The sequence below is a fragment of the Vibrio sp. 1249-1 genome (assembly GCF_033340495.1).
The window spans coordinates 241784-263004 of sequence record NZ_JAWOWJ010000001.1; the positions used below are offsets into that span (position 1 = coordinate 241784).

General features: G+C 44.0%; 19 protein-coding genes and 1 pseudogene. 13 read left to right on the forward strand and 7 right to left on the reverse strand.

Annotated features, from left to right (window positions below; all coding sequences use genetic code 11):
• Positions 1 to 241: 241 nt before the first annotated feature.
• Together R7Z50_RS01130 and R7Z50_RS01135 are read right to left on the reverse strand one after the other, a co-directional pair.
• Positions 242 to 949: a biotin/lipoate A/B protein ligase family protein gene (locus R7Z50_RS01130; protein WP_225477489.1), complete on the reverse strand. Its 708-nt coding sequence runs from the start codon at positions 947 to 949 to the stop codon at positions 242 to 244.
• A gap of 27 nt (positions 950 to 976) precedes the next feature.
• Positions 977 to 1132 (reverse strand): hypothetical protein, encoded by a 156-nt coding sequence (locus R7Z50_RS01135; protein WP_206970468.1) that lies wholly within the window; start codon positions 1130 to 1132, stop codon positions 977 to 979.
• A 42-nt stretch (positions 1133 to 1174) separates the two neighbouring features.
• Between R7Z50_RS01135 and R7Z50_RS01140 the strand changes: the two genes are divergently transcribed.
• Positions 1175 to 1501 (forward strand): DUF4156 domain-containing protein, encoded by a 327-nt coding sequence (locus R7Z50_RS01140; RefSeq protein ID WP_206970370.1) that lies wholly within the window; start codon positions 1175 to 1177, stop codon positions 1499 to 1501.
• A 79-nt stretch (positions 1502 to 1580) separates the two neighbouring features.
• On the opposite strand, the gene R7Z50_RS01145 is transcribed toward R7Z50_RS01140, so the two are convergent.
• Both R7Z50_RS01145 and R7Z50_RS01150 read right to left on the reverse strand, forming a co-directional pair.
• Complete coding sequence (locus R7Z50_RS01145; protein WP_206970369.1) at positions 1581 to 2609, reverse strand: hypothetical protein; 1029 nt, start codon at positions 2607 to 2609, stop codon at positions 1581 to 1583.
• Positions 2610 to 3020: 411 nt separating this feature from the next.
• Complete coding sequence (locus tag R7Z50_RS01150; protein ID WP_017819834.1) at positions 3021 to 4169, reverse strand: PLP-dependent aminotransferase family protein; 1149 nt, start codon at positions 4167 to 4169, stop codon at positions 3021 to 3023.
• Positions 4170 to 4293: 124 nt separating this feature from the next.
• On the opposite strand from R7Z50_RS01150, the gene R7Z50_RS01155 reads away from it, so the two are divergent.
• Together R7Z50_RS01155 and R7Z50_RS01160 are read left to right on the forward strand one after the other, a co-directional pair.
• Positions 4294 to 5163 (forward strand): AraC family transcriptional regulator, encoded by an 870-nt coding sequence (locus tag R7Z50_RS01155; protein ID WP_033906341.1) that lies wholly within the window; start codon positions 4294 to 4296, stop codon positions 5161 to 5163.
• Positions 5164 to 5243: 80 nt separating this feature from the next.
• Entirely contained in the window at positions 5244 to 6146 is a 903-nt protein-coding gene (locus R7Z50_RS01160) for a LysR family transcriptional regulator (protein WP_206970368.1), read from the forward strand.
• Positions 6147 to 6223: 77 nt separating this feature from the next.
• Here R7Z50_RS01160 and R7Z50_RS01165 read toward each other — a convergent pair whose 3' ends face one another.
• Complete coding sequence (locus tag R7Z50_RS01165; RefSeq protein ID WP_025767963.1) at positions 6224 to 7027, reverse strand: SDR family NAD(P)-dependent oxidoreductase; 804 nt, start codon at positions 7025 to 7027, stop codon at positions 6224 to 6226.
• A 228-nt stretch (positions 7028 to 7255) separates the two neighbouring features.
• On the opposite strand from R7Z50_RS01165, the gene R7Z50_RS01170 reads away from it, so the two are divergent.
• Entirely contained in the window at positions 7256 to 7495 is a 240-nt protein-coding gene (locus tag R7Z50_RS01170) for a YdcH family protein (protein ID WP_005373737.1), read from the forward strand.
• A gap of 73 nt (positions 7496 to 7568) precedes the next feature.
• Here R7Z50_RS01170 and R7Z50_RS01175 read toward each other — a convergent pair whose 3' ends face one another.
• A complete protein-coding gene (locus tag R7Z50_RS01175; RefSeq protein ID WP_206970367.1) occupies positions 7569 to 8240 on the reverse strand; it encodes a cupin domain-containing protein in 672 nt (223 codons plus the stop codon).
• Positions 8241 to 8448: 208 nt separating this feature from the next.
• Here R7Z50_RS01175 and R7Z50_RS01180 point away from each other — a divergent pair, with 208 nt between their 5' ends.
• The 4 genes from R7Z50_RS01180 (at position 8449) to fabG (ending at position 12343) form a co-directional block, all read left to right on the forward strand.
• Positions 8449 to 9591, forward strand: a complete 1143-nt coding sequence (locus R7Z50_RS01180; RefSeq protein ID WP_017633595.1) for a hypothetical protein — start codon at positions 8449 to 8451, stop codon at positions 9589 to 9591.
• On the forward strand, positions 9581 to 10525 hold the full coding sequence (locus tag R7Z50_RS01185) for a metal ABC transporter solute-binding protein, Zn/Mn family (protein WP_318148880.1): 945 nt from the start codon (positions 9581 to 9583) through the stop codon (positions 10523 to 10525). Before R7Z50_RS01180 ends, R7Z50_RS01185 begins: the two co-directional genes overlap by 11 nt.
• A 3-nt stretch (positions 10526 to 10528) precedes the next feature.
• Positions 10529 to 11323 (forward strand): metal ABC transporter permease, encoded by a 795-nt coding sequence (locus R7Z50_RS01190; RefSeq protein ID WP_206970364.1) that lies wholly within the window; start codon positions 10529 to 10531, stop codon positions 11321 to 11323.
• Between the two features lie 300 nt (positions 11324 to 11623).
• Positions 11624 to 12343, forward strand: coding sequence for a 3-oxoacyl-ACP reductase FabG (fabG, locus tag R7Z50_RS01195; RefSeq protein WP_206970363.1), 720 nt, complete (start codon positions 11624 to 11626; stop codon positions 12341 to 12343).
• Positions 12344 to 12600: 257 nt separating this feature from the next.
• Here the strand turns inward: fabG and R7Z50_RS01200 are convergent, their stop codons facing one another.
• Complete coding sequence (locus R7Z50_RS01200; RefSeq protein ID WP_225477487.1) at positions 12601 to 14205, reverse strand: S8 family peptidase; 1605 nt, start codon at positions 14203 to 14205, stop codon at positions 12601 to 12603.
• Between the two features lie 394 nt (positions 14206 to 14599).
• On the opposite strand from R7Z50_RS01200, the pseudogene R7Z50_RS01205 reads away from it, so the two are divergent.
• The 5 genes and pseudogenes from R7Z50_RS01205 to R7Z50_RS01225 form a co-directional block, all read left to right on the forward strand.
• A pseudogene (locus R7Z50_RS01205) lies at positions 14600 to 14923 on the forward strand (IS1-like element transposase); the annotation flags it as partial.
• 196 nt (positions 14924 to 15119) lie between these two features.
• Positions 15120 to 16073 (forward strand): LysR family transcriptional regulator, encoded by a 954-nt coding sequence (locus tag R7Z50_RS01210; RefSeq protein WP_017819843.1) that lies wholly within the window; start codon positions 15120 to 15122, stop codon positions 16071 to 16073.
• 151 nt (positions 16074 to 16224) lie between these two features.
• Positions 16225 to 18168 (forward strand): TonB-dependent receptor domain-containing protein, encoded by a 1944-nt coding sequence (locus R7Z50_RS01215; RefSeq protein ID WP_033906196.1) that lies wholly within the window; start codon positions 16225 to 16227, stop codon positions 18166 to 18168.
• Positions 18169 to 18200: 32 nt separating this feature from the next.
• On the forward strand, positions 18201 to 19079 hold the full coding sequence (locus R7Z50_RS01220) for an alpha/beta hydrolase (RefSeq protein ID WP_017819845.1): 879 nt from the start codon (positions 18201 to 18203) through the stop codon (positions 19077 to 19079).
• Between the two features lie 742 nt (positions 19080 to 19821).
• Positions 19822 to 21195, forward strand: coding sequence for a carbohydrate porin (locus R7Z50_RS01225; RefSeq protein WP_054574597.1), 1374 nt, complete (start codon positions 19822 to 19824; stop codon positions 21193 to 21195).
• The last annotated feature ends 26 nt before the right edge of the window (positions 21196 to 21221 follow it).

The following is a 21221-nucleotide window of genomic DNA, read 5'->3' on the forward strand; positions in this document are numbered from 1 at the left end:
ATCGGTGCGAAAAGTGCGACATTCTGAGGCTTTTAAGCGCAGGCTTCAACTAATTCCGTCATGGATAAATATTTGAACTGGATCTCATTTCTTTTTGGCAGGCAAAACTGATAACTGGTTTGGTCGAACGATTGAATGGTTTTACGTTGGCGGTGCCCATTCTTACATCGCTATCACGGTATGTAGTTTGAGTTTATCAAATGCTGTTCGGAGTGTGGGGGAGGCTTGCTCCTTTCATTACTCAGCTTTTTGCATGCGTTAAAAACGCACTCGTCAATTGCTGAAAGAGCGAATCTACCGATGGGCGGTCGGATACATGATGGAAGAGCGGTGTGTGGACATCACCACGAATATCATCGCTGTGACCGCAAAGCTGATTACACATTCGTACTGGTTCGACAATCTTCCCGACGTCGGCATCAATCAGAATGCATGCTTGTGACAATACCACTTGTCCGCCGCCTTTTTTAAGTAAAACACGCTGCGCGGTTCCCACGACTTTTTGCCCGCCAATGTTGAGGTTGTACTCGCCATCGCAGTAGGAATAAGGCGTAGCATGAACATCCACTTTCACGCCGAGCTGTTTAAAGAAAACCGTTAATATCGCACATAAATCGAGATACGCTTTTTTGATGTTGTAAGGCTCGCCTTCTGGCCAGTGGTAAATGTGAGATAGATTGATAATACCTGGCACCTGAGGGACTGGGGCACCACCGGTTTTACGAGAAAAGAGCTTCCAGCCAGACGTATTTAACGCATGTTCTAACTCATTAGACACTGGCCATTTCTTACCAGCGGGAAGCACGAGCGTTGGACTTTTTACTTGCCAAAGCAATAGCACTTGCGAGAGTTGGTTGGACTGAACTTGTTTAATGAGCTCATCTTCTTTGTCAAATGCATCAGCGACTTCCGTAGCTGTGTAGCGAATTAGCTTATTTTTAGCAACCAAACTCTATCCCTCGCGGCTATTTAATCATTACTGTTGTATCTCAGATACAGCTTGATTGCTAGGTCTGTGATTATTAGGTTTTTGCTCGCTAGCTGCATGATCACCTTTTGGATCTTTTCCGTTGTCCATTAATTCTGCTTGAACACGCGATAAAAAGTTTTTGCTAGTCATCACATCAGCCATTCATAAAATCTGCCATCTATGAAAAATTTTGGCGATATAAGTATGAAAAAGCGAGTGATGTGTCTCGCGTTAGCGGCATCATTAACGGGATGTGTGACGTTCCCAACTCAAGAATCTGAGCAAGTACAGGTGCTTTGGGACAATGTGAATGCGATTGAAAACTGTGAACTAATGGGTACCGTGATCGGCTCAGAAGGACACTTTTACGACTACTGGCTTCACACAGATAAAGACATGGTTTGGGGTACGCTAAACCAAATGCGCATCAAGGCGGCGGATTTAGGCGCGGATACCTTGTACTTATATCAACCGTTGAGCTTTTCTACGTCAGTGACGATGTTTGCAAATGCTTACAAGTGCAAACAGTAGCGATTTGCTTGCTCATCATTGAAAGACAGGCGCTGCTCGCCTGTCTTTGATGCGTTCTACAAATACTGGCGACTTTGCGTTAATTGACGTTTGCTGTCGCCACCGCTGATGTATCAGAAAACAACAATGTAAAGTCTCGCTCGGTATTAAGCACTTTGGCTGGAAACTCTAAGCTCAACTGCGTATGTGGCGCGACTTCTGAAGCAATGCTAGTAACGAATTTTCGGGTTTCTCCAGGAGAGATCGATATGTCACTTCCACCTTGTGATGAGAGCTCAGCGATACCCATTGTTTCAAGTGTGTTACCTGCAGTATCCGCCAGGTGTAGTAAAGATTCTGACTTGTAGATTAATTCTCCACTTTCTGTGCGATATGCATTAAACGTGTTGAAATTTGGTTGTAATGATCCTTGTGATCCAATGTTAGTAACGGAAAATGTCACATTAGCGCCATCAAAGTTCTCGACTCTTACAAGTACGTTACTGTCTTGGTAACGAGCGGCTGCCGCCGCAGTTGCTTGATGTTTCTGCCTCTGTTTCTCTTTTTCAATGTCGCTTAACTGTTTCTGCTCATTAGCGATTCGATTCTTTGCCATGTAGTACGACTGATCGACCATTGCTATTAAAGCGGGGATTGAATACAAAGTGAGGCCTTCCAAATGGTCAAAGTCGATTTTGGCATGTTGAGTACGTTTATGATTAGAAAATTGGCAGTAACCATCAATCAAACTGATGAAAGCCACTTCAAAAGTGCCCTGTAATCGGCTTACTTCCTGTGCTGCTTTCTCTAGATTTGAGCGGACTTTCCGAATCTCTTCCAAACTCTTTTGTGAAAGACGACCGTTTGGCGATACGTCGTTAGAAACCGAAACCAGTTCTTCGGTCACAAATGGATTGTTTTCGGCAGGAATCACCGTAGTGATACGGTTGGATTTGGTGATGTCTTCGCCCAATAAAACCATCATTTTTTGCGATGCGGCGGTTGTGTTGCCCGCTAATACGTCACTACAGTTTGGCGACGTATTGGCATATGCGGCGAATGCGGTAAAAAGTGAAAGTGTAACGGACCAGCCGATGGTGACAAGTCCTGTCGTGATTCGAGTATTCATCCTGATAACCCCTCTGTCATTTGGTGCGATTCACTGACGTAATTGCCAATCAAAAGATTGGCTCGCGACATTCAGAATGGTTCTGGTCAACCCTTCGTAGTGGGTATGCCCACAGATGCTTTTTTAGTCGTTTATCAACCGCTAAGCCACGATTGATAAAGTGTCTGAAATTGAGAGCATTAACGCTGCGAAGTTGATGTCTTTGACTGAAAGATAGACGTAACTTTTCTAACCATCAAATACGTGATTGAGTTCTCATTTTTATATGAGTGAGAGGTTCAAGAGAAAACAGGCACTTACTGTAGAGAGTTGATTTGAAGGAAAAATATAAATTTTTTTGGGGAACTTTTTTGATGCTGCCTTTGAGACTTTTTTTGAATCTCAAAGGCAGGTTCTTACACTCGCGTTCAATTACAACGTGTTGAGGACATCCGCGAGTCGAGAGACAGCTGTCGTCAGTTCTTCTGGTGTGGCATTGGTAAAGTTAAGACGCAGAGCGGCTTTTACCTTTGAACCTTCTGGATAAAAGACCGGGCTCGGCACTACGGCAACCCAGTTTGCGAGAAGGTTTTTCGCCAGTTCGAAGGTGTCGCATTCTGGAATCTCGACCCAAACGAACATGCCACCATCGACGGGTTTGAGTACGCAACTTTCTGGCAGCTGTTTTTGCAGTTCAGCAAACATGACATCGTAACGTGATTTGTAAAGCGCACAGATGGTTGAAATGTGCGTTTCGAAGTTGTCATGTTGCAGTAGACCATGCAGCAAAGCTTGCATAGGAATACTAGAGTGCAGATCGGCACCTTGTTTAATTTTGATGAGTGGCTCAAGGTAGCTACTCTTGCCCGTAACTACACCAATACGCAAGCCTGGTGAAGCTATTTTGGAGAAAGAGCGCAATACGATGGAGTGCTGTGGGCAGAAGTCCGAAACCAGTGGAAGCGCTTCACCAGAAAAACGTAGCTCGCGGTATGGTGCGTCTTCAATGAATGCCACGTCGTATTGTATACAAAGCTCGGCAACTTTTTGGCGAGTCTCTAGCGCCCAGCACACGCCCGTTGGGTTGTGAAAATCGGGCACAGCATAGAACATTTTCGGTTGCTGTGTAGCAAAGCATTGTTCAAGTTCTTCAAGGTTTGGACCACACTCGGTTTGTGAAACGGTCACGATGTTGGCTTGCACTAGACCGAATACTTGCATAGCACCAAGGTAGCTCGGTGCTTCCATCACCACTTTATCGCCCGGATTCACGTACGCACGCGCAATCAAATCTAGCCCTTGCTGAGAGCCCGTTGTGATCATAGCCAAATGAGATTCCGGCAGCTGGTAATAATCGGTCAAAAAGTTAAGTAGCGGGGCGTAGCCTGCTGTTGCGCCGTATTGAAACACCTCTGGCATATTCGCGAGGTTTTCGAGCGTCGGTTTCATTAAGTCGATCGGGAAGGTTTTTTCGTCCGGCAAGCCACCTGCAAGAGAAATGACGTTCTTATCGCTCGCTGCTGCGAGGATCTCTCGGATGTAGGATGACTTAGTTTGTTGTAATGACTGTGCGATTTCCATGTGCTGTGCTTCTCGTAAATGTCTTTTTTATGTCAGAAATAGTATAGGTAAATTGCCAAGCTTGGTGTGTCCATTTATGCTGTTAAACATGTCCATTTATGCTATTTAAGCGAAAGTTTACTCCGTGAGCCATCAACAAGTTTCCAGAATCAATGACGTGCTGTTTTACATTCACCAAGACATTAGCAGAGATTTATCGGCTAAAGAGCTAGCAGATGTAGCAGCCTATTCTGAACAGCACTTCCATCGTATTTTTAAAGATGTGGTAGGGGAGTCTGTCCATCAATATATCCGTCGCACAAGAATGGAATACGCCGCCAATCAACTGATGTTTGATACCAGCTCATCGGTGTTAGACATTGCTAACAAGTGCGGCTTTAGCTCGGTATCTTCTTTTAGCCGAGCGTTTAGAGCAACGTTCGCTATGTCTCCTGGCGCGTGGCGAAAACATGATTTACAAGTCGCAGAAAAGCCGTATCTAAAAGATCCGGAAGTGGCTGCGGGTTATCATCGGGTTGCTAAACGCGAGTTGCCAGAACCTAAAATTATGGAGGTTCCACAACGCTTTGCGGCTTATGTGCGGCATGAGGGTTATAGCCGTTCCATTCGCAATGCGTGGCTGATTTTGAAGGCGTGGGCAAGCTCTGAGAATCGGGACTTTTCGGTTCAATACGGTTTGCATCACTCCAACCCCGCTTGGGTTGAGCTCGATAAGTGTCGCTATGTGGCTTGTATGGCGATTGATAAGCCGCTTAAAGTACGCGGTGTCGTGAATCAAATGACGATTCCGGGTGGTTTGCATGCTGTTTTTCGCTTAACAGGGGTATATGGAGAGCTTCTTCCTCAATTGAGTATGGTGTTAGAAAAGTGGTTGCCGAATTCAGGCTTTAAGCAGCGTTCTACTCCCGCTTATGTTCACTATCATAAAAACCATTTCCTTAGCCATGATGAGGCGTTTGAGCTGGACTTCTATCTGCCCATCAGTTTTTTCTAACTGGAGTATTTATTTACTATCCGTAAGGAAGAAAATGCTAAGCTCTATATGGTGATTTTTTACAAATAATTGAAAATTAAATGAACATCGATCATGTAAAGCTATTTGTCCGTTTGGCTTCGACACACAACATCAGCATGGCTGGTCAGGAGCTTGGACTTTCTCCTGCTGTCGCTAGTGCGCACATCAACAAACTTGAGGACAGCTTAGGAGTTCGTTTAGTTCATCGCACCACACGCAAAGTTTCCTTAACTGAAGAAGGGCAGGCTTTTTTACCTCACGCGGAGGAGGTCCTTGCAACAGTGGAGGCAGCAAGGGGAGCTGTTGGCTCAGGGCAGAGTGCGCCAACGGGAGTATTACGTATAACCGCCTCTGCAACTTTTGGTCGCTTGCATATTGTGCCCGCATTAAAAGGTTTTATGGCGCGTTACCCAGGGTTAACCGTGGACTGCCGATTTTCTGATTCCATTATGGATCTGGTTGAGGGAGGTTTTGATGTCGCCATTCGTGTCGCTGAGTTGAAAGATTCTTCATTGGTCGCAAGAAAGCTTGCGCCAGATCGTCGTATTATCGTTGCATCACCAGATTATATTGAACAATTTGGAAGACCCAACAAGCCCCAAGACTTGACGAATCATGAGTGTATTAACTTAGTTGGAATGAATAATTGGTCATTCAATACAAAAGATGGAATGGTCAATGTAAGAACTTCTGGTCGTTTTAAAACTGATAATGGTGATGCGATGAGAGACGCGACGGTAAACGGGTTAGGTATTTCTATCAACTCGGTTTGGAGTGTTTATCAAGAATTACAAAGTGGTCAGCTAGTGGAAGTACTCGAAGATCACCCTTTAGCGATGGATGCTGGGATTTGGGCTGTGTACCCAAGCTCTCGTTTAATTGCGCCTAAGGTGCGTGCCTTTATTGATTACTTTGCTGAATACTATGGTACGCCACCTTATTGGGAGTTTGCGGAAAAGTGATAACAAGTTTCACTTATCGAATACATTGTTTTTAAGGTCCGAATAAAAACGAACCTCAAGATAATTCTTAATTGTTATTAATAGAGTTTGCTTAAGATTAATTCAATAGTATCAATTATCTGCTGTGTTTTGCTTTGATCTAATGCATCAGGGTGTGGGGGCGCGAATGCTTCAATGTCATTATCGAAGTACATACCATGCGCTTGAGCAAACTCTTCTGATAGCGCAGCGCGAGTTAGAATATCTGCTCCTAAGCGGATATCACCACCAGCAACCCCATAAGCATCTTTAACCATCTTACTACCTAGGAATGATTTTGGGTTTACTGATACCAACATAGGGCCAGTGTTCTTAAGCTTTAGTCCGATTGCTCGTGACCACATCGTTAATGCCAATTTGCTTTGGGCATATGCTTCGCCATCTGACAATGGTTTGTTACCGAGTAAAGCGCTAGTGTTTACTGTTGTTTGTGCAGCTGAAGACAAATTAACCACACGACCCGTATCTCCGAGCAACGGCAATAGCTCTCTAGTGAGTAAGTAGGGAGCAATGGTGTTGACTGCGAAGCGTACATCAAGACCCTCTTTAGTTCTTGGATTTGGTGTTGCGTACACACCAGCATTGTTAATGATGACGTCTAAATGATTGAACCGTTCTGTTATCTCCATCACTATCTGTTTTACCGCATTGGGAGAGGATAAATCAGCAACAAGGCTTTCAACTTTACCACTTTTCATCTCCCTCAAACTTTGCTCAACTTGTTGAACTTTCTCTATATTCCGGCCATGGATTATTACGTGTTGTTCACGGTTAATTAACATTTTCGCGGTTTCTAAACCAATACCGTCAGTAGATCCAGTAACTAGAATTGTCTTTCGCATGATCGCTCTCATTGTTGAAGGTTAATATAGAACGATCATAGTGGCATCTTTTGCATTCGACTATTGAGACTAAAAAGAAAACACTTTCTAGGAAAAATTGAAAATAACTTTGTTGTTCTTTTTGTGGACGGTGCGACGAATTAACGTCTCATTAGATGCTACGGTTATACATGTGGTGCTCAAAAATTAGGCACTATTTTGTACTCAAATAATAGCCAAGAGGTCTCTATGTTAGGTGAAAATCACTCATTAACTCATGAATTCCCAGAACATTTGGATACCATTACTCAGCTTACCGAAAACGATGCATCATTTGCTGAAACCGTTAAAAACTACAATGCTTTAGATAAGGAAATCCGCGTACTAGAACTTCAAGGAAGCCCGATTGATGATCACGAAATGAACGTGTTAAAACATAACCGGGCTGAGCTCAAAGACTGGCTCCACTCGCGAATAATGGGTTCTTAGTGACGAAATGATCATCGGCTCGTAAATTGCGGGCCGATTTTAGTTCCAATGGACGATGCCAAGTGTGCAAACACTAGGAGTGCTGAGCAGGAGCTTGGAGCGGCAGGTGACCAGTTTTTACCCAAATGATCGTTTCTTGCTCTACAAAAGGAAAATGCTCACTCATATGTGGGCTTCGAATCCAAGAGAGAGCGGGATAGGTACCTAGCTCGTCTCTAAACTCTCCTGACAATACGAAAACTTCTTCACCACCAAAGTGACGGTGTGGTTGAAACTTCTTACCTTTTGGCCATTTAACCAATGCGACATGTTCGTGCTCAAAATTATGCAGCGGCATGACTTGCAACCCACCGACACCACTCTGCCAGCTCGCTTGGTTTGTATTAATGCGAACTGTTTCAAGATCCTCAGATTCGAACTGATTTAGTTTAACTAAAATCACACAGCCTTCTTTGCTAAATGGTGCGTGTTGACTTCCTGGAGGGTTACGAAGGTAAGTGCCGGCAGGATAGTCACCGTATTCGTCAGAGAATACCCCCTCGAGCACCAATATTTCTTCTCCTTGAGGGTGAGGATGAGTCGAAAACTGCGAATTTGGCTCGTACTTAACGACGCTGGTGGTATGCCCTGATTCTTTGGCTTCTCGTTCCAAAGGTTTGCGCCACACACCTTTGGAAGGGCTGGCGATCCACTCCTGTTGAGCAGTATCTATCACGATTCTTTTTGAAAAATCCATATTCAACATATTGAAATTCCGTTACTTATTTAATTACTAATTCTCATTAGTATACGTATAAAAAACATCAATTGATTCATTTGTTGATAGCCCAATTCATGGATTGAGTACGAACATGAAATCGGAGCCTAATTTAAATTTCTGCTTGTGTAATGAGAATTGTTATATTATAACATCGCAAAATTAAATGTTATAACATAACAAAAAGGAAATAGTAGTGAATAAGAAATTGGTGTCTCTCGTGATCGGTAGCATTTTTGCATCCCCTGTTTTTGCCGACACACTATCGAACCCACAGATTGGTGTTGTTGTTGATGGCTACTACCAAGATGGCCAACGTCATAATTCTGAGCGCGAAGAAGGCTTTGGTCTAGGCCATACGGAATTAAACTTCTCATCAAATATCGACGACAAGTTTTACGGCGCATTGACCGCGGTTCTTGAAAGTCATGGTGATGAGACAGAATTAGAGCTTGAAGAGGCATTCATCGAAACTTTGGCATTGCCATATGGTGTAAACGTGCGCGCTGGCCGATTCCTATCTGACTTTGGTTACCTGAACAACCAACACATGCACACCGATAGCTTTGTTGAGCGTCCAATTGCTTATCGTACTTTCCTTGGCTCGCACTACTACGATGATGGTGTACGTGCAAACATCGTGTTGCCAACCGACCTTTATGTAAAACTTGGTGTAGAAGCGCTCAGTGGTAGCAAAATGTCTTCTGTCGAAGATGGTTCTGAAGTTGGCGTGTACACCACGACGCTGAAGCTTGGTAGTGACTTCTCCGAATCTTCAAGTTGGCAGTTTGGTTTAAGTTACCTGCGTAACGAAAACGGCAAGGTTAAAGAATTCGAAGATCACGACCACGGTCATGAAGAAGAGCATGAGCACGATCACCATCATGGCGCAGCAGTGACAGGTGCGAACCTTTACGGTGCTGATTTTGTTTGGAAATGGGCACCAGACGGTAATTACAAATACAGCAACTTCACGCTATCGGCTGAATACATGCTGTTAGACGGTGTGGTAGATAGCAAATATAAAAACGATGCAGAGTCACCAGACAACTTAAGCGCTTACTATGTTTCGGGTGTTTATCGCTTCAACCCAAGCTGGTCAGCAGGTCTACGTTACGGCGAAGCAGAAAGCTACGATGGTCATGCACATGGCGACCACATGCATTTTACTGAGCTGAATGATAAAGAAATGGATGCGATGATCGCATGGGATTCTTCTCACTTCGGTACTATCCGTGCGCAATACACTCGCATTGATAACCAAGACAGTGAGACAGACAACGTGTTCACTCTGCAATACGTGATGACATTTGGAGCGCACGGTGCTCATGCGTTCTAAGCTGACATTAAATAAATGCAGTTTGGTGATGATGGCGGCAGGAGCTGCCATCATTGCTTCGCCTGCTTCGCCTGCTTCGCCTGCTTCGGCTCTAAACATTTTCGTTTGTGAGCCAGAATGGAAAGCCTTTCTTGAAAGCCACGCGCCAGATGCCAGTATTTATTCAGCGACAACGGCTAAGCAAGACCCACATTACGTACAAGCTCGTCCTTCTTTGATTGCGAAGATGCGCCAAGCGGACATGGCAATGTGTTCGGGCGCAGAGCTAGAGGTGGGGTGGTTACCTATGCTGCAAGTTCGTAGCAGCAATGCGGCGGTGCAAAATGGTGCGCCGAGCATGATCTACGCGACGGACTTCGTGCGCATGTTAGATACTCATGCTCACGTTGACCGTAGCATGGGAGATATACACGCTCACGGTAACCCACATGTTCAATTTGCGGCAAATGACATGATTCCATTATCTCGTAAAGTCACGGAGCGCCTAAAAGCGATTGATCCCGACAACGCACAAAGTTACCAAGTGAATGGTATGAAGTTTCGTGCTCATTGGCGTAAAAAGCTTAAAGAATGGAATGAGAAAGGGGCTGCTTTAAAGGGTAAGCAAGTTGTCGGTTATCACGCGACGTATCGTTATTTGTACGATTGGCTCGGAATGAAGCAGATTGCCGATCTCGAACCTAAACCGGGCATTTCACCGACCACATCTCACCTGCAATCACTCACCAAGTTAGATGCTGACAGTTTTGATGCGATTGTTTACTCCTCTCATCAGGATCAGCGTCCAGCGAACTGGTTGCAAGATCATACTGACAAACCTGTGATTCAACTGCCATTGACCGTTTCTGAGAGTGAAAGCTTGGATGAGATGTACGATCAGGTCATTGATGATTTACTGGATGTGTTAGTGCCGCCCGTTCCTGAGAAGATCTAAGCCATGGCTGATTATGCATGGCTTTTACCTGCGGTTTTGTGTGGTTTAATTGCGTTAGTTGGCAACATCGTTCTGGGGCAACAAGTTCTTAATCGTCAGATCATCTTTATAGATTTGGCGGTGGCGCAAGTCGCGGCATTGGGGGCAGCACTAAGCCACTACTGGTTGAGCCAATACGCGCTGTTCTCAGGCTCATTCTTTGGCGAAATGATTGGCCCTTGGGTGATGTCTTTGATGCTTTGCGGTTTGATCGCCTTAATGGAGAAACGATACCAGCAGCATTTAGAGCCCATGATTGGCAGCTTGTTTGTCGTGTCTGCATCGCTGGCAATCCTGCTGGTGAGCAAAGACCCACACGGCGGAGACTTTATTCAAGGCATTCTTAATGGGCAACTGTTATGGGCGACTTGGGCAGACGTTTGGCCTTTGGCACTCATTACCACTGCGATGTTGCTATTGGTTTGGTTAAAACCTGCGTTTATGCGCGGTAGTGGTTTTTATCTGATCTTTGCTATTCTGATGCCCATTACGGTCAAGTTAACCGGCATTTATTTAGAATTTGCTTTGTTGGTGATTCCAGCTTTATGTGCGGCAGCATTGAAGGGAACTCGATTCTTTGTCGCTAGTATCAGCATTGGTATTGTTGGGATCTTATCGGGTATTGCCGCATCGGCTCGCTATGACTTACCGAGTGGTGCGAGTATTGTGATCACCCTGTTTATTGCTGGCATGTTGTTTAATCTCTTGCTTCAGCCTTTTCTGGTGAAAATAACAAAACCAGCTTTTGTAAGAGATTAAGAGACAAGTAATATTGGTTTGATGAAGTAGTATTTGAGTAATCAGACCAATACTTTTCTATCCAAGTCCTCCAATCGTTTAACTTTGCGCCCTCCAGCACACTTTCTTACGTTGATCTTGCCATAGTCATCAAGTTGCCTTGATTAGTTCACATCCGACTCCCAGACTGTTTCTATAGTTTTTATAAGATATAAAAGACCCTGCGTATGAGAAGCGCAGTTGTAACGCGACTAGGCATAAAAACAAAAAACGCTAGGGATACAAGCGAATTTGTAATCTCAACATTTAAGGAAGACCAAGATGAAACCGGAAAAAGTAGCAGTAGTCACTGGTGCGGCTCGTGGTATTGGCCAAGCGATTTGTGAACAATTACTGGAGGATGGATTCCATGTTGTCGGGCTAGATATAGCGCCCGTGGAATGGAGTCAGTCGGCGCAGCTAAGCAGTTATCAAGTCAACTTGTGTGATGCCGAAGCCGTCAGTGAAGTAGTAGAAAGTGTTGTAGAGCAGCACGGAAGAATCGATGCTCTGGTTAACAACGCGGGCATCACTCGAGATGCATTGTTGCCAGATATGTTAGAGCAAGACTGGGACAGCGTGATCGACGTGAACCTAAAAGCGGTGTTCTTACTCACCCAACGTGTTGCTCCTGTCATGCTAGAGCAGGGCACAGGCAGTATTGTTAGCATTTCTTCTATAGTGGGAACGGATGGTAATATCGGCCAGAGCAACTACGGCGCAAGTAAAGGCGGCGTCATCTCAATGAGCAAAGGCTGGGCGAAAGAACTTTCAAGAAAGGGTGCACAGATACGCGTCAACTGTGTCGCGCCAGGCTTTATCGCCACCGACATGACCAAGAACCTGCCAGAGAAAGTCATTCAAATGATGGAAGGCAAAACCCCATTAGGGCGCATGGGCTCAGTTCAAGATATTGCCAGTGGCGTCTCTTTCCTAACCTCAGACAAGAGCGCCTACATCACAGGCCAAGTGCTCAAGATTGACGGTGGGTTGGTATTATAGCTCGTTAATCAAAATCTAAAATAAAAATGCCTTTTACTTATGTAAAGGGCTTTTTTGTTTGAGGAACCCGACTTATGCGAGTACTACTAACTAATAGAAAGCTTCGATGCCGCTTCGAGTTGAGTTTTTGAAGCAAAAGGCCAATACGTTTGAATAGCGTCTCCTCTTAAACACTGCATTCCCTAAAGCACCGTATTCCCAAAAGAAAAGCCCACCGAAAAGCGGGCTTTGTTCTCTTTTAGTAAAGAGAAGAATAACTAGTAGCTCGCTTGAATGCTGACACCGCTATAGTTTGAGTAACCTTGAATCATGACGTGATAACGTCCACTTTGCGTCGCACTGACCGTACATGTTTCATTGTTACCGTATTTGAAAGGTCGGCAGTCCCATGCATTCAGTGCTGGTTTTGCTCCAAAACGGAGATACAAATCCGCATCGCCACTGCCACCATACATTTGTACGGTTAAGCGCTGCCCAGTTTCTACATCAACATAGTAATACGCTACTTGACCAGTTGAACCACTTAAACCACTTACTGGCACGCCCGAGGTTAATTTGCCTTCTGGGTCCGGTGTTGGATCTGGGCCACCGCAGTCTTGGCCACAATCTGCATCCGTTAAGCTATAAAGTAGCTTGTTCACGCTGCCTCTTGTGTCCGTCACTTTTCCGCTAGTTGCGCGGCTAACGATCAAGGCCTCTACTTGGCTTGGAGACAGTGAACTGTTTTCTTGAAGATACAATGCTGCTACACCCGCCACATGTGGCGTCGCCATCGAAGTGCCACTAATGGTTTTGTAGCCACCGTCATACCATGCAGATTTGATTTGTGAACCTGGCGCAAATACATCCACACAACTGCCCCAGTTTGAAAAACTCGAACGTGCATCCGTGCTAGTGGTCGATCCGACAGTTACTCCGGAAGCAACGCGTGCTGGAGAATAGTTACACGCATCGGCGTTGGAGTTACCTGCTGCTAGCATAAAGCTGACACCTGACTGAACCGCACTTTGCACCGCACTATCCAGAGCGACGGATTGACCGCCGCCTAAACTCATGTTGGCGACTGAAGGTCCGGAAGCGTTCGCAGCCACCCAGTCCACACCGGCAATAACACCAGAAGTAGAACCCGATCCAGTACAGCTCAATACTCTCACGCCGACAAGGTTGACGTTTTTCGCAACACCATACAAGCTGCCGCCAATGGTGCCAGCTACGTGTGTGCCGTGTCCATTACAGTCACTTGCATCTGCATCGTTATCGACAAAGTCATACCCTGAAACTGAGCGACCACCGAACTCAACATGCGCGTTATTCACACCAGTATCGATAACATAAGCCGTTACCCCAGTCCCATCAAAGTTGGCACTGTAGTTGTTATCGAGTGGCAAGTTTCGTTGGTCGATTCGGTCTAGTCCCCAAATGGCATTGGTTTGATTTGCGTCTGCCGAGACTATTGGGTCAAGCGATAGGATTCTGTCTTGCTCAATGTAGTCCACACGAGGATCAGAACGCAGATCTTTTAGTTGCTCAGGACTCAAGTTAGCGACAAATCCACTTATCGAGTGGTCAAAAACCGACTCCACTTGTATCGAATACAAACCAGACATGCGGTCTACGGATTGTTGCGTGAATTGCTCGAATTCCGTTGAATTGCTCACCATCATTTGCGGCTGTTGAAATACCACAATATAGCGATCTGCAATGGCGATGTCGTCCGGTGCAAGCATCAAAGTGGCAGGCAATGTGTCGGGAGCTTGTTGTAACTCTGTACTGTCCGCAATCTCATTGGGTTGCGAAAAAGCGAGAGAAGAATGAAAACAGAGCGCGGAGGTGATACAACAACTTAGTAGTTTCTTTAACATAAAATGTTCCTTGAAATCATAGTCTTGTTGATTTTTACCTAGTACCAAACTGTCAACACGAAAACACAGACAATCAGCGTAGTGCGTGCTGAAGTGACGTTACACAAGTCAAACTAGACAATGAGCAATCATATGCATAACTGGTAATAATTCGCATACTCAGAAACATGATCAATAACCAAGCTTTATTGAAATTGAAATGCAAAGATTCATTTATACTTAGAGCAAAATCCCTAAAATAGAATAATTCTACACACCTGACATATTGCCTGTTATATGACTTCATCTTACCGATAATTTACGCAATAAAAACCTAACTATCCTTTTATTGGTCATAACTCAAATCGGTTGATAGATGTTAATATAGCCACCTGATTTCTGATGTTTTTAACTCATGGTTACTATCCAAGTTCAATATCGTTTCTGTAATAAAACAGAGCCCGTTCGTGAACATGGAAAAGGGCATTCTGGCTCTCCTCGCTCCAGATGTATCGAGTGTCGAAAGAGCTTTAACTCGATTACGTTTACGAAGCCCGCAAGCCAGATGTAAAAGAAAAAACTGTTGATATGTCAATGAATAGCTCTGGCGTTAGGGAAACAGTACAAGTGTTGAATGTCGTATACAACACAGTATTGAGTACTTTAAAAAATCTCGCCAAGGTAAGTAACCTCAATGCCTTTCGATAAAGCAAATATAAGACTAATTTGTAAACTTGAAAGGCTAGCTGTATTGGTTGAGGTATATGAGGAAAACACTTCCCCATTTAAGAACTGAAACACACTTTTGCCCCTTTTCGTGTTAGCACGGAAACTGTCCTGCTACCAGACTTGTGTTTCAATAGTGCCTTGTAGTATCGAAAACACTTACCACAAACTCTAGAGATTTATGTACTATACCACCTACTGGAAGCTTGATGGGTGGTATTGACGTGAACTTATCTCAAATTGATCTGAATTTGCTCTTTGTTTTAAAGCACTTGCTCGAAGAGAAGCATGTATCTAACACCGCTATGGCTTTAAATATGAGCCAGTCTGCGGTAAGTCGAGCACTGCAAAAAATGAGAGTTTTCTTTAATGACGAATTACTGGTGCGCAAGAAATACGGCTATGAACTGACTCCAAAAGCAGAGTCAGTAAGGCAAGACATCAATAATGTGATTACCAGTTTAGAAAAACTTGCCCATAGAGACTCGTTTGATCCGAGCACTGTATCAAGCACCGTTAAGGTTTACGGCCTTCTTCCTCAGATTAATACCTTAATGCCTAAGGTTATCGCTAAGATTCGGCAAGAGGCTCCAAACCTTAAGGTCAGTTTGGACTCAGCACCAAAACGTCATTTTGATGCGTTGGTGGCTGGAGATGTTCATTTCGCACTTTCCTCTCATCAACCGCCAAGCTCTGAGCAAAATATCTATCGAATGGTTGTTGCTAAGCGTACTTTCCGTTTGCTTATGAGCCGCTATCATCCACTGGCCGATTTAGAGCTAACTCCAGAGCGTTTGGCCGAATTTGACTTTGGACAAGTCTCTTTGCAGGGTGAGAAGCGATTGTCGTTTGAGCATAAATACCAAGAGCTAGGGTTAGCGAACAAAAAAAAGCGTTTATCAGCGCCAGTGCAACTGAATAACTTTAGTTCTGCTCCAAGTATCGCTGCGGAGACTGAGATTATATTTCATCTACCGACACCTTTTGCAGAGGCAGCTTGTCAAGACCCTCGCTTGATCGTTCGAGAAGTACCTGCCGAGCTACAGTTGGACTTTCAAGAAGTCTTCCTATATTGGCACAAACGCTTTAACGATGATCCTATGTGTGAATGGGTACGAGAGATCTTTAAACAGCTCTATGTTGGAACCGATACTTTAGCTTAAATGCTTATATCGGGTAATTCGTGGTTAACTATTCGTATATTGGATAGTGATATTCTCTTTTCTCGATAGTGATTAACTTGTCAGTGATTATGATAATCAGGTTTAATTGATAATAATTATTAAATGCAATTACATTTTAAGCCTATTCAATATGAAGCCTCTTTTCACATACTCTCTATTTTCTACATCAGTTGTTTCTGCTTGTATTACTGTACCTATGGTCGTTGTTGCAAATGACCAGTTACCTGAGACTGGTATCAATACAACAGCAATGGAAACCGTAGTGGTTACAGCCTCTGGTTACGAACAGAATGTCACAGAAGCGCCAGCAACAATAAGTGTTCTCACCCGAGAGCAACTTGAAAATCGCTCATATAAAGATTTGACTGATGCTTTAAGTGATATACCTGGGGTAACCGTTACAGGAGGTGGTGATGGCCAAGATATCTCAATTCGAGGTATGCCTGCTCAATATACGGCCATTCTTGTTGATGGCAGGAAGCAGTCTGGTCGAGAAACTCAAACTAATGGTAGTACGTTTACTGAACAAGACTGGCTTCCCCCGTTGAGTGCAATTGAACGTATTGAAGTTGTACGTGGCCCTATGTCAACCCTTTATGGGTCTGATGCTTTGGGGGGTGTGATTAATATTATTACGCGTAAAAATTATCAAGAGTGGCACGGAAGCTTGCGTGCAGAAACGACGCTTCAAGAAAATTCAAAATCTGGAAATAGCTATCAAGGGCAGCTTTACCTTGCTGGCCCTGTCATTGATGGTCTGTTGAGTACTTCTTTGACTGGACTGTATCAGGAAAGAAAAGAAGATGAAATTGAAGGTGGTTATGCAGGTAAGACACTCGACAACTATCGAGCTTCTTTGTACCTCACACCTACCTCGGATGACACTTTTACTCTGGAGTTCACCAATCATAACCAAGAGCGAGAGACCACTCTAGGTAAATCAGTGGAGCGAGAGTCTCAAGTTGCAGTACGAGAATATGAACGCCAATCTATTGGTTTTAGCCACGACGGAAACTACTCTTGGGGTACAAGTTCTTCATTTATCAGTAATGAAACAGTAAAAAATATCGGTGCAGATAAAGAAGTCGAGAATAGTCAAATTAATACGCAATGGGGTCTGCCTCTTAATGCTCACTACTTAACACTGGGCGCATCTTTCGAGCAAAAGGATCTGACTGATAATAAACTGTCATTGACCTCTAAAAACAAGCAATGGGCAGTATTTGCTGAGGACGAGTGGTATCTCACGGATACATTCGCTCTCACCCTTGGTTTACGTTACGACGACAATGAGATCTTTGACGGGCAATTTAGCCCAAGAGCTTACGGGGTCTGGTCTATTGACCCTAGTTGGACGCTAAAAGGTGGTGTGTCTACGGGTTATCGAGCACCTAGTTTGACACAAATGGACGAAGAGTGGGTTCAAGAGAGCTGTAGAGGGCGTTGTTCTATTTACGGTAATCCAGACTTAACAGCAGAAACCTCCATCAATACAGAGATGGGACTGTATTACGTTAATGAGCGAGACCTTTCTGCAAACATTACTTTGTTTTACAGCGACTTCAAAGACAAGATCGAAAGTGAGTTTGTCGATCCGACGTGTACTGATAGCAGAAGTTGCGACCGCACTTACGTCAACATTGATGATGCGAACAGCTATGGTGCAGAAAGTTCCGTATCTAAGGGTATTACAGAGTCAATTACACTAAGTGCAACCTACTCGTATACTCGTAGTGAAAAGAACACTAATGACGATGATGATGGCTTGCCTCTTGTACAAGCACCTGAACATATCTTCTCACTTAATGGTGATTGGGCAGTGCGTGATGATGTTGCTTCATGGGCCCGCATGAACTATCAAGGCAAAGAGAAAAACAACATCACTAGTGATAGCACAAGAACGTTGGCACCTTCTATTACTTACGTGGATCTCGGTGTGAACTGGCGTGTAACTAAGAATGTGAAGTTAATGGCAGCGGTTTATAACTTGTTCGATGAGCAAATCACAGAGGAAGAGTTTGGCTACATTGAAGATGGCCGACGCTACTGGTTAGCTGCTGAAGCGACTTTCTAATCTACTTACTTTTTTAAGCGAATAACAAAACAATGAATACGAAAATTAAGTCTGCGATGACCTCTCTGCTACTTATGCCCTTTGTCTGTTTGGCTGGGGAGTTCAATGTAGAGAAGGATATCTTGTTCAAAACTGTAGGTGAAAGAGAGATTAAACTCGATCTTTATACTCCTTCGGTTGAATCAAATACTCAGTACCCGTTATTAGTCTGGGTACATGGTGGTGCATGGAAACGTGGGAGCAAAGACGCCATCCCAGAAAAGAACCCATTATTACTTCAGTCTGTGTTGAATGAAGGTTATGCGCTAGCTTCAGTTGATTATCGTTTAAGTGGAGAAGCGATCTTTCCTCAACCAGTACAAGACATTAATGATGCACTGAACTATTTGTACGACAATGCTGAAAAGCTCGGTATTAAAGCGGACAATGTTGTGATAATGGGACGCTCTGCTGGCGGGCACCTCGCTGGCTTTATTGGTGCGACTAACTCGGCATACAACCAAGTAGATTTCTATGAGCCACCAAAGTACAAGGTCTCAGCCGTAGTAAGCTTTTTTGGCCCTACCGATTTACTTGAGTTAAGTAATAAAGGTGGCAAGAAAACCAGCAAAAAATCGTCTGTATCTCGTTTCTTAGGAGATATTCCAAACAATATTCCAAAGCTTGCCAAGAAAGCATCAACGACGAGTTATGTGAATGAAAATACTCCACCATATATACAGTTACACGGCACCTTGGATAAGCGAGTGCCTCTATCTCAAAGTGAGATACTTAAGGCTAAGCTTGATGAGCATGGAGTTACCAACCAACTTTTCATTGAAGAAGGTGTAGGACACAGTGCACCTGTCTTTGATACCGAGAAGTACGTTACTCATGTTTTGGACTTCTTAAATAAACACTTTCCGAACTAACGCTCTAGTCAATATAAGGCTTAAAAGTTCAAGGGGAAATACTGAGCCAACTGTGATTACAGTTGGCTTTTTCATGTATCTCTATTGGGCATTTTATCATTCTGATTAATGGGAGCGGCTGGCCCATTTTCAGGCAGTGGTTGAATAAATCTATGACTACTTTAGGGTATGTATTCTAACGTACTTCTGTCCAAAAAAGTGTTTCGTTAGCTTGAATTAGAACAACAAAGCGCTCTTCACAGAAAATGAAGGTCGTTTATCTCGTCTTAACAGCCTTTCAAGTTGTTTGAAATGAGGTATCGAGATCCGCTTCGCTCTTAGTTACGTTCAACCTTAGCTGCTACTTTTCATCAACAAATAGAGATGAGTTACCATCAAGTAGCATAGGGAAGCGAGTGAGCACTATTCTCTCAAATGAACACTAAACCCCTTCTTTGTAGCCTGTCACCTTCAAACTACTTCCTCTAGCGCTAACAATTAATTCAAATGTGCGCTGGTTAATGATTTTTCTGTAAGTAACACAATTGAACGTGATAGAAGTAACAAAATGGCCTCTTAACGGTAACGTTCCCGAAAAGTTTATATATTATCGCCCTCATTGATACAAGTGGTAGATACGCTCTGAGTACGAGCGCTCTGAAATTCAGACTTTAGATGGGTATTTAAAGTCACCATAAGTTTGCAATTTTACTTGGGAACGTTTGCAAATAACCTAAGTATAAATTTACGTGAGACTATGGAAATGAAACTACACACTTTGACGATGGCAGTAGCGCTTGGGCTGGTTACAGCACCTGCATTCGCAACAACAGATGTTGACGCTCTTGAAAAGCGAATTAATGAATTAGAACAGAGACTTGAACAGACAGAAAAAGTATCCACAGAAGCAAATGAGAAAGCCTCAAGCTTTGAGTTTCATGGCTACGCTCGTTCCGGGCTGCTCATTAATGACGATCTGAATGGTGCAGTGGGCACTGGTCCTTACATGACGGCAGCTGGTGCTATTGGCGCTCCAGTTGGGCGATTAGGGGTAGAGGATGATCATTATGTGGAAGCAAACCTTATTCACAAACGTTTTGCAGATGATGGTTCCAGCGCATTGTTCCGAATCATGTTGGCAGATAGTACGGAAACCAATAACGAATGGACGGCGAGCGAGAGTCAATTAAACGTTCGTCAGGTATATGCTGAGCTAAACAAGTTGAGCATGTTCTCTGAATCAAGTGCGTTTGCTGACGCGACGTTTTGGGCTGGTAAACGATTTGACCGTGATAACTTTGACATTCACTTCTTTGACTCGGATATTGTTTTCTTATCTGGCACTGGTGCTGGTGTGTATGACGTCCAAATGAGCGAATCATGGAAAGCAAACTTCTCGATCTATGGTCGTGATTTTGGTGAGATTGATAGCTCGTCAACGGATGTTGAAAACTATATCGCGACAATGAACAACCGCTTCGGTAATTGGCAATTGATGCTGAGCGGCATGACGTCAGCTGATAACAATGATCGCGTAGAAGGAGCAGCGGACAAAGGTTTACATGCGATGTTTGCCTACCATGGCGATAACTTCTTTGGCATGAGTGAAGGCTTCTCTAAAACCGGTATTTTGATGGGTGATGGATTGGGTGCGGAACTTAAAGGCATCGGTTCAAACGGAGATTTGTTAGAAGACGCAAAAGCCGTACGCTTGTTCAGCTATGGTGTAACACGCATCGGCGACAACTGGCGTGTAGCACCTGCGTTGCTAGCAGAACACAGCCAAGATCGCTTTGCTAAAAATGATGAATTTACGTGGGCATCGTTCAACATCCGCTTAGCGCAAGAGTTTACGCAGAACTTTGAGATGGTTTATGAAGGCTCATACCAATACATGGACCTAGACAATGCGATTGATAAAGCAAGTGGCAGTTTTTACAAAGCGACAATTGCACCAACGCTTAAGATGTCTACCGCTGCAGGTTTCTTTGACCGTCCGGAGCTACGTTTTGCAGTTAGCTACGTTGATTGGAGCGAAGACTTGAATGGCTACTCGATTAGCCAGGATGCGGGTGCTGCAACGATGGGTGATGGTGGTGAAGTTCTGTTTGCACTGCAAATGGAAACTTGGTTCTAAAGGGACCTAACCTACAAAGAGTAATA

Coding starts and splice junctions, on each gene's coding strand:
- R7Z50_RS01135 (WP_206970468.1), bottom strand. CDS start 1,132: ATGGCTGATGTGATGACTAGCAAAAACTTTTTATCGCGTGTTCAAGCA.
- R7Z50_RS01140 (WP_206970370.1), top strand. CDS start 1,175: ATGAAAAAGCGAGTGATGTGTCTCGCGTTAGCGGCATCATTAACGGGA.
- R7Z50_RS01145 (WP_206970369.1), bottom strand. CDS start 2,609: ATGAATACTCGAATCACGACAGGACTTGTCACCATCGGCTGGTCCGTT.
- R7Z50_RS01150 (WP_017819834.1), bottom strand. CDS start 4,169: ATGGAAATCGCACAGTCATTACAACAAACTAAGTCATCCTACATCCGA.
- R7Z50_RS01160 (WP_206970368.1), top strand. CDS start 5,244: ATGAACATCGATCATGTAAAGCTATTTGTCCGTTTGGCTTCGACACAC.
- R7Z50_RS01165 (WP_025767963.1), bottom strand. CDS start 7,027: ATGCGAAAGACAATTCTAGTTACTGGATCTACTGACGGTATTGGTTTA.
- R7Z50_RS01170 (WP_005373737.1), top strand. CDS start 7,256: ATGTTAGGTGAAAATCACTCATTAACTCATGAATTCCCAGAACATTTG.
- R7Z50_RS01175 (WP_206970367.1), bottom strand. CDS start 8,240: ATGTTGAATATGGATTTTTCAAAAAGAATCGTGATAGATACTGCTCAA.
- R7Z50_RS01185 (WP_318148880.1), top strand. CDS start 9,581: ATGCGTTCTAAGCTGACATTAAATAAATGCAGTTTGGTGATGATGGCG.
- R7Z50_RS01190 (WP_206970364.1), top strand. CDS start 10,529: ATGGCTGATTATGCATGGCTTTTACCTGCGGTTTTGTGTGGTTTAATT.
- fabG (WP_206970363.1), top strand. CDS start 11,624: ATGAAACCGGAAAAAGTAGCAGTAGTCACTGGTGCGGCTCGTGGTATT.
- R7Z50_RS01200 (WP_225477487.1), bottom strand. CDS start 14,205: ATGTTAAAGAAACTACTAAGTTGTTGTATCACCTCCGCGCTCTGTTTT.
- R7Z50_RS01210 (WP_017819843.1), top strand. CDS start 15,120: ATGGGTGGTATTGACGTGAACTTATCTCAAATTGATCTGAATTTGCTC.
- R7Z50_RS01215 (WP_033906196.1), top strand. CDS start 16,225: ATGAAGCCTCTTTTCACATACTCTCTATTTTCTACATCAGTTGTTTCT.
- R7Z50_RS01220 (WP_017819845.1), top strand. CDS start 18,201: ATGAATACGAAAATTAAGTCTGCGATGACCTCTCTGCTACTTATGCCC.
- R7Z50_RS01225 (WP_054574597.1), top strand. CDS start 19,822: ATGAAACTACACACTTTGACGATGGCAGTAGCGCTTGGGCTGGTTACA.